Genomic DNA, 8,532 nt, shown 5'->3' on the forward strand with positions numbered 1-8,532 from the left:
CCCTCAACAGCCTGTTTCGCTGGCGCCTGCCGTTCGGACCCCGCCGCAACGCGCTCTGAACCGGCGCTCACTCTCAAGAGAGCACAAATAAAAATGGCAGCCTAGGCTGCCATTTTGTTTTCTGTTTAGGGGTCAACGGTTCAGGTGGACTGACGGTCCGGTTCGAAGGGGTGACCGGATTGCTCCTGCTCCAGGTTTTGCTCGGAACGGCGGCCGGTCCAGTAGTCAGCGTTCTTGATACCGAGTTTTTCCGGGTGGAACACGGGATCCAGTCCCATTGCCTTCTGGGCCTCATAGTCTTTCAGACAGGCGAAGGCGGGCTTTTGCAGCATCAAAATGGCGCCGATGTTGAGCCAGGCCATCAGGCCGACGCCGATGTCACCCAGACCCCAGGCCAGATCGGCGGTCTTGACGGTGCCGTAGACGGTGGATGCCATCAGTGCCAGCTTGAGCAGGAAGGTGAGCCAGGGGCGGTTAATCTTGCGATTGACAAAAGCGATGTTGGTTTCGGCGATGTAGTAGTAGGCCACGATGGTGGTGAAGGCGAAGAAGAACAGGGCGATGGCGACGAAGTAGTTGCCAAAGCCTGGCATCATGCTTTCCATGGCGGTCTGCACATAGCCTGGGCCGGCGGCCACGCCGGCGATGCCGGTGTAGAGGGCGGCACCGTCCGGACCCTGCACGTTGTACAGGCCGGTGATGAGCAGCATGAAGCCGGTGGCGGAGCAGACGAACAGGGTGTCGATGTAAACGGAGAACGCCTGCACCAGACCCTGCTTGGCCGGGTGGCTCACCGCGGCGGCGGAGGAGGCGTGGGGACCCGTCCCCTGGGCGGCTTCGTTGGAGTAGACCCCGCGTTTCACCCCCCACATGATGGCCAAGCCCAGAATGGCGCCGAAGCCGGCGTCCATCCCGAAGGCGCTCTTCCAGATGAGCAGGATCACGCCCGGCAGCTGGCCGATGTTCAGGGCGATGATGACGCAGGCGACGATGATGTAACCCAGCGCCATGAAGGGCACCACGGTACTGGCGAAGTTGGCGATGCGCTTGACGCCGCCGAAGATGATGAAACCGAGCAGCAGCGCCAGACCGGCGGCGGTCACGTTGGGGTCGATGGCAAAGGCGGTCTGCAGGCTGGAGCCGATGGAGTTCGCCTGTACGCCCGGCAGCAGCACACCGCAGGCGAAGATGGTGGCGATGGCGAAGGTCCAGGCGTACCACTTCATGCCGAGCCCCTTCTCGATGTAGAAGGCCGGACCGCCGCGGTATTCACCGTTGATCTTCTCCTTGTAGACCTGGCCCAGGGTGGACTCCACGAAGGCGGAGCTGGCGCCGAGGAAGGCAACCATCCACATCCAGAACAGGGCGCCCGGGCCGCCGAAGGTGATGGCGGTGGCCACACCGGCGATGTTGCCGGTACCGACGCGACCGGCCAGGGTCATGGCAAGGGCCTGGAAGGAGGAGACGCCCGCATCCGTACTCTTGCCATCGAACATCAGGCGCACCATTTCCTTGATATGACGCAGTTGCAGGAAACGGCTGCGCAGGGAGAAGTAGAGGCCGACCCCCAGACACAGATAGATGAGCGCTGGGCTCCAAATCACGCCATTGATGGCATTGACGATCTCATTCATGTACAACAACTCCTTTGTTGCGCTGTCTTGGCGAGGTCTATATGCCTCGCTCCCTTAACATTGAAATATGCGGTGACCAAGGGGGTCACTCAGGATTGTGCGGGACTTTCGACTGGTTAGTCCGCGGGATTTAACATATCGGTTTGTTCAGGGCCTTCCTAGTGAAAAGTGTTGTGACTTTGTTAATTTGTGAATTGACATTAACAAATGGTGAATGGAACTGGACAAGATTCGGTACATACCCATCATCTGCCGCTTTGCCATGCCCAGAGGGCTGATTGAGGTAATGCAAATAGGAGGCCAGGAGTGGCAACAAGGGAAAACAGATACATCATTCGCCTCGCCGGGGAGGAAGATGGGGCCGGATTGACGGGGTTGTTTGCCCAGCTGGGCTACCCCAACCCTGACGGGGCGGTCAGCGCCAGGCTGGCCCAGCCCGATCCGGCGCGGGAGGTCCTGGTGGCCCTGTGCGAGGGGAGCCCGGTGGGGGTGCTGGTGTGGCACCACTTGCAACCCATGCACCTTGCACCAGCCTGGGGCCTGATCTCGGCGCTGGTTGTCGATGAAGGTGCAAGGAGCGGCGGCATTGGTGCCGGCTTGCTGGCGGCGGCCGAGGCGCGGGCGCGAGCCTTGGGTTGCAGCCAGCTGGAACTCTCCAGCAGCCTCAAGCGCGAAGGGGCGCACCGATTTTATCTGGCGCAAGGGTATTGCGAGCGTCCGAAACGTTTTGTGAAAGCTGTCTGATTGGCAAGAGGAGTCCGTGTGTTCTGGTCCAGGTTGAAAGAGGTATTGGGTGGTGCATCTCCCCGGGAGCCCCGTCTCCCCGAAGAGCAGGAGTGGCGCGAGGCGCTGGCGGCGGTGCCTATCTTGCAGGGGCTTGAAGATGAAGAGGCGCAGAGGCTGATGGAGCTGGCGCGCCATTTTCTCTCGCGCAAGACCCTCACCCAGATCGGGGTGGAACTGACGCCCCGCCAGCAGGGGGTGCTGGCCCTGCAGGCAGTGCTGCCTATCCTGCACCTGGGGTTCGATTGGTATCGAGGTTTCCACGAGGTGATCATCATCCCCGAGCCCGTGACCCGTCGTCAGGAGGTGCAGGACGAGTTCGGGCTGGTGAGCGAATTTGAAGAGGAGAACGCCGGTGAATCCTGGCCCCAGGGGCCGCTGGTGCTGGCCTGGAGCGAATTGCAGCAGGACGGGGACTGGGACGGATTCAACCTGGTGATCCATGAGCTTGCCCACAAGCTCGACATGCTGGGAGGGGATGCGGACGGTGCACCGCCCCTGCCGCGGGGCATGGATCCCCAGCAATGGACCCGGGCGCTGCAAGGTGCGTTTGACGAGATGAACGATCAGTTGACCAGAGAGGAGGTGACCGAGATAGACCCCTACGCCGCCTCGCATCCCGCCGAATTCTTCGCGGTGTGCAGCGAGAGCTTCTTCACCGATCCGTTGCGTCTGCGCGCCGTCTACCCTGCGGTCTATGACCAGTTCGCCCGCTTCTACGGCCAGGATCCCGCAGGCCGCTACCCGGCCACCCGATTGCTTGCTGGGGATCCCGGGGAGCAGGTCTGACCGGCACTGTGTCCGGGCGGCAGAAACACAAAAGGCACCCCTGAGGGTGCCTTTTTCATGACAGCTATATTGGCCGGGTGCTTAGGCAGCGGCTTTGAGCTGGGCGGGAGCGGCTTTCTTCTGCTCGCCGATGGGCAGCACGGTGCGACCGAACTGCTCGTTGATCACGGTGGCCATGGCCAGGTAGATGGCGCTGGCGCCGCAGATGATGCCTTCGAAACCGGCGATGGTGCCGATCAGGGTGCTGCCGGTGAAGTCACGGGCGGCCAGCAGGAAGAACAGCACGGTCAGGGAGGCGAACACGAACTGCTTCACGCGGGGGAAGTTGACGGTCCCGATCAGCATGAACAGGGTGAACATGCCCCACATCAGCAGGTACCAGCCCATGTAGGCGTGAGGGGTGGCCTCGGCCAGACCCATGGTCGGCATCACCAGCAGGAACACCAGGCTCCACCAGAAGGTGCCGTAGGAGATGAAGGCGGTGACACCGAAGGTGTTGCCACGCTTGTACTCCATGATGCCGGCGATGATCTGGGCCAGACCGCCATAGCACAGACCCATGGCCAGGATCATGGCGCTGATGGGGAAGAAACCTGCGTTATGGATGTTCAGCAGAATGGTGGTCATACCGAAACCCATCAGACCCAGAGGGGCAGGGTTGGCCAATTTTTCGCTCACGTGGTGTTCTCCAACAATAGAGGTGGGGTTGATAAAAGACGCGCGATTTTAGGCAGGCTCAGGGTCCCGGGCAAGGGGGGGACACACAGAAATGGTAAAAAAAGAACACGAAAGTTTAAGTAGCCAACCATTCGTGCCATTCAGGTAGACGAGTGGTGAACGAAAAACGTTTTCAACGTTGCGATTTTGTATAAAAGGCACCTTGGTATGAAAGTCGGCAACGACGATGGTGACTGGGATTGGTGAGGGAAACGCGCCCCGGATGGTCGCGTCATGGCGGCTTGATTGAAAAATGAGTTCATATGCCATCAGACAAGAGTGTTTCCCTCCTGTTTGTGACCCATGGACCTCCCGTATCGCTTGCCATCGCAGTGTCCGTTGCGCACCCCATTTTCTCGTCAACCCCGCGCTCGCCACCGTGTTCCCTACACAAGGGCGGGGCGCCTGAGAAACCCGCAAGCGCGCTGTGTTGACTGCCACGGGCGAAAGGGGCGCAAGATCAACGGGCAGGATCAGAGGCTGCCCTTGTCAGAAAGCCAGAGGCGGGATGGGCCATGGGCCCAGTAAAGACACTTCGAAATGGAAGGGGGCGCGGGGTTGGCCCTGTGGCGCGCGCGAGAGGGTGTTCAGGATTGGCCCGATTAGACACTGTATATCTAATCGGGCCATCTATTTTGACATGCCGACATGCCGACATGTCGACATGCCGACATGCCGACATGCCGACATGCCGACATGCCGACATGCCGGATAACGGGATAACAGGATTTTTCGAGACGGCTAGCGAGAGAGATATCCTGATGGCAGGTGTCAGGGGAAGGAGCCCCTCGGGCCATATGCCGTTGGGGCAAACAAGAGGGGTATCCGGCGGGGGTCGGATCAGTTGTCCAGGGTCAGCACCACCTTGGCTTCCTTGTCCGTCTCCTTTACCTGGCTGTCGAGCACGAAGAGGCGCTCCGGCGCGATGCCCTGGGTATCCACCAGATACTCCTTGGTGTTCTGGGCGCGGCGCATGGCGAGGTTTCGCAGGGACTTGGCGGTGATGAGCTGCTGATCCCGCAGCAGGAGCATCGCCTGGGCGCGCAGGGCCTCGCTCCCTTCATCGAGTCGCAACCGGTCGGCCAGATCCCCGAGATCTTCATTGAACTTGGCTTCATAAGCCTCTGCCAGTGCGGATTGCATGGCGGGATCCTGCTCCAGCAACGTCAAATCCACCGGGCTGCCGGTGATCTTGGCCAGCAGCCGCTCAAGCTTCTGGCGCTGGAGGATGGGGCGCTCTTCGTTGAAGTTGACCTTGCCGCGAATGTTCATGCTGAGCTTGGGCCTCTCCTTGAGGGCCTGGGCGAGGGTGGTCAGCTTGGTCTGCTGGGTCGGGGTCAGGGCGGGATCGCCGGGCAGGAAGGGGAGCTCGTCGAGATCCTTGGTGCCCCCCGTCAGGGACGCAAGCAGGGAGAAGGGGGAGGTGATGGCCTTGCCGAGGGTATTGCCGAGCACGTCCCAGAAGATGTTGCCCAGGCTGAAATCTGGCTGATCCAGATTGCCCTTCACCTTGAGGTTCATCTTGATGACGCCGCTCGAATCGCTCAGCAGGGCGATGGCGAGGCCGAGGGGCAGATCTTTGGCCTGCTCGCTCTTGACCTTCTTCCCGAGTTGCAGCTTCTTGATGGTGATGTCGTTGTCCCCCTCCAGCCGGTTGCCCTGCAGCTTGTAGTTGAGCTTCATGGAGAGCTGCCCCTTGTCGATGGCATAGCCTGCATAGGTGCTGGAGTAGGGGGTGAAGGTGGTGAGCTCCAGATTGTTGAAGGCCACGGCCACGTCCAGCACGGGATCCTCGATGAGCAGGTTGGCGCCCCCCCGGATGGTGACGGGGGCATAGCGGTCCACCTTGCCGTTGAAGGCGAGCTCGGAGCGCTGCCCCGGGGTGTTGCTGATATGGCGGCTCTGGCCGTCGAGGGAGGCGATGTCCACCACGAACTCCGGGCTCAGGCTGCGATCGGCGAAGCGCAGGTTGCCCTGGGCGGTGCGGATCTGATCGATGACGATGTGCGGGGCGGGGGCGCTCTCCTTGTCGTTCGCGGCGGGTTGCGGCAGCAGCAGTTGCTGCACGTTGGTGATCCCCTCTTCGTTGATCTCGATGCGGGCATAGGGTTTGCTCAGCAGGATGTCGGCGATGCGCAGTTGCTGGCTCAGGCCATCATAGTGCAGGCCGCTCAATTGCAGATTCTCTATCTGGAGCAGGCGCTGGTTGTCGGCCCGATCCAGCACGTTGAGCCCCGCGACCTCGAGTCCACCGCTTATCTCCAGCTTGCTGATGGCCCCCTGGCGGTCGGTGACCAGGTCCAGCTTGGTGCGGCTGGCAAGCTCGCCGTCCCGCACGCTGATGCGCAGCAGATCCTGCAGGTAGGGTTGGGCCAGGGTCAGTGGCAGCCCCTGCTGGCGGATGGCGCCGTTCAGGGTGAAGGGGGTCAGCCCCAGGGTGCCGTCAAACGCCACCGTCGTCCTGGTGTCGAGGGCTGCGTTGAGGGTGAGGGGGCTGGGTTGGGCGGTCTGGCTGCCAAGGGGCCCCAGGGTGAGGGCGAGGGCGGAGATGGCCCGTTTCAGGGGCTTGCCGCTGGTGGCTTCGGTCAGGGTGAGGCTGCCCTGGTCGATGCGGGTCTGCTTGAGGGCCCATTGCCAGGGCTTGGCGGGGGTGGCCGGTTGTTTGCCCCCCTTGGGGGTCTTCTGGGGGATCAGCAGGTCCGCGAGATCCAGTTGTTGCTGGTGGTCGAGGACGGCGGTGATGGCCGGGCTCTTGAGGGTGGCGGCATCGAGCTCAAGGCGCTGCTTGTTGCCATCGATGCGGATCCCGGTCAGCGCCAACTGCTTGAAGCGGGCAAATTCCTCCCCCTTGTTGCGTGTGAGCTGCCAGTTGGCCAGGGTCAGCTTGCCCTTTGACAACTGCCAGTCCAGTCCCTGCTTGCCCTGGGTGAGGCGATAGGCGAGCTCGGCGCTGGCCTCCCCTTTGGCGAGGGTCGCCTTGAGATAGGGGGCCCAGAGGGGGGCGAAGGGGGCGATGGCCACCTTGCCAAGGCTGAGGTGGCCCTTGCCGGCACCGCTCATCATGTCGAATTCCCCTTCGGCCTTGAGGGGGCTCTTCTCGTTGACGGTAGCGCTCAGGCGATAGGGGTTGAGCACCCCCTCTGCGGTGGAAAAGCCGGGCAGGTGCAGGGCGAGCTTGTCCAGGGTGAGGGGCGGCACCCACCCCGGGCTGCTCTGCTTGCGGCTGTCCCGGTAGCTGAGCCGGCCCTGCTCGACGGACAGCTTGCCGATGGTCACCAGCACGGGCTCGGCGCTAGCTGGCGGTGTTTGCTCCGGCGCAGGGGCGAGCAGGGAGGCCAGTGCATCGGTCAGGTTGAAGCGTGCCTCCCCCTTGAGATCCTCGAGGCGCACCAGATCTGCCCTGGGGGCGGTCAGGGTGGCCTCTTCCAGTACCAGGGCGCGCTGCTGCCAGCTCGCTTTCAAGGCGGGAATGAGCTTCAGCTCTTCAAATGACACCAGTGCTTGCTGCTGGTCATCGAGCAGGGCGCTGGGCCCCAGCACGAGGGAGGGGGAGCGGATCCCCACCTCTATCTTGCCAAGGGAGAGGTGCAGACCGTAATGGGTAGCAAGCCAGCCGGGGAGATGGCGCTGGATGAGGGTCGGCGCCTGCCAGAGCAGGATGGTGATGCCGATGAGCAGGAGCGCGAGAAGATAGAGGGCATAGCGCAGCAGACGAGCGGGCAGAGGCTTGAGCATGATGGTCTCCATTTGATGCGCATATGGTAGCAATTAATCGTGCCCGGTTCATGGGAAGGACTCATGAGGTGCGCCGCACTCTGACCGGGCTGGGGAATTATTGTGCGACCAAGGCCGGATTTTCCCCGTTTGCTCCACCTCGCCACTTGCCCAAACCGCCCACTCTGTCCGGCATGCCATGACGGGCGATGGGGGGAACAAGGGGGTTGCCGGGTCAGGGCCTGCCACTGCGGATATCCACTGGAAAACCGGGATACCGGGGGCGAGATACCCCCAGAGTCTGTCAATCTCCGTCGGTTTTCAAGCCGCCGAGGGAGTGGATGCAGCGCTGCTCGGCGGCATCGAGCTCGGCCATCACCATCTGGATATCCTCCAGCTGCTGGCGCAGGGAGTGGCGTCTGGCCTCGATGAGCTGGATCATGGAGTGAAGCTGCATCCGGCTGGAGCGGTCGGTGTCGTACATGTCGAACAGCTCGCGGATCTCCGCCAGGCTGAACCCGAGGCGCTTGCCGCGCAGGGTCAATTTCAGGCGGATCCTGTCCTTGTGGCTGTAGATGCGGGTCTGCCCCTCCCGGGTCGGGGTGATGAGCCCCTCGTCCTCGTAATAGCGGATGGTGCGGGGGGTGATGTCGAACTCCTGGGCCAGCTCCGAGATGCTGTAGGTCCTCTCCTTGCCACTGGCGTGTCTGGCTCTCATGGTGCGCCCTCCTCATGAGCTGGCGGGGTCCTGGCACAGCGGCAAGGGCCGGGTTCATGATGCATGATGGCCTCCCGGGGTGCGCTGCTCGCGCTCTTGTGCGAGGCGCCGTCCCCTCCCGTGCAGGGCCTGGCCGACCCGGGAGCCGTTGGGGCGCCCCAGCAGCTCGCTCACCCA

At 62.4% G+C, this 8,532-nt stretch carries 6 protein-coding genes and 1 pseudogene; 2 read left to right on the forward strand and 5 right to left on the reverse strand.

Going from position 1 to position 8,532, the window contains the following annotated elements:
• Positions 1-140: 140 nt before the first annotated feature.
• Positions 141-1,634, reverse strand: a complete 1,494-nt coding sequence (locus tag AACR77_RS19870; protein ID WP_041215253.1) for an alanine/glycine:cation symporter family protein — start codon at positions 1,632-1,634, stop codon at positions 141-143.
• Between the two features lie 330 nt (positions 1,635-1,964).
• On the opposite strand from AACR77_RS19870, the gene AACR77_RS19875 reads away from it, so the two are divergent.
• Together AACR77_RS19875 and AACR77_RS19880 are read left to right on the forward strand one after the other, a co-directional pair.
• On the forward strand, positions 1,965-2,378 hold the full coding sequence (locus AACR77_RS19875) for a GNAT family N-acetyltransferase (protein WP_042878805.1): 414 nt from the start codon (positions 1,965-1,967) through the stop codon (positions 2,376-2,378).
• An 18-nt stretch (positions 2,379-2,396) separates the two neighbouring features.
• Positions 2,397-3,206, forward strand: coding sequence for a M90 family metallopeptidase (locus AACR77_RS19880; protein ID WP_042878800.1), 810 nt, complete (start codon positions 2,397-2,399; stop codon positions 3,204-3,206).
• 81 nt (positions 3,207-3,287) lie between these two features.
• Here the strand turns inward: AACR77_RS19880 and AACR77_RS19885 are convergent, their stop codons facing one another.
• The 4 genes and pseudogenes from AACR77_RS19885 to AACR77_RS23210 form a co-directional block, all read right to left on the reverse strand.
• Entirely contained in the window at positions 3,288-3,884 is a 597-nt protein-coding gene (locus tag AACR77_RS19885) for an acetate uptake transporter (RefSeq protein WP_029314465.1), read from the reverse strand.
• A gap of 879 nt (positions 3,885-4,763) precedes the next feature.
• Positions 4,764-7,670, reverse strand: coding sequence for a DUF748 domain-containing protein (locus AACR77_RS19890; RefSeq protein ID WP_193557384.1), 2,907 nt, complete (start codon positions 7,668-7,670; stop codon positions 4,764-4,766).
• 271 nt (positions 7,671-7,941) lie between these two features.
• Positions 7,942-8,355: a MerR family transcriptional regulator gene (locus AACR77_RS19895; protein WP_010674587.1), complete on the reverse strand. Its 414-nt coding sequence runs from the start codon at positions 8,353-8,355 to the stop codon at positions 7,942-7,944.
• 54 nt (positions 8,356-8,409) lie between these two features.
• A pseudogene (locus AACR77_RS23210) lies at positions 8,410-8,532 on the reverse strand (hydroxymethylglutaryl-CoA lyase); the annotation flags it as partial.

The sequence above is a fragment of the Aeromonas sp. ZOR0002 genome (assembly GCF_963866995.1).
Classification (GTDB): domain Bacteria; phylum Pseudomonadota; class Gammaproteobacteria; order Enterobacterales; family Aeromonadaceae; genus Aeromonas; species Aeromonas caviae.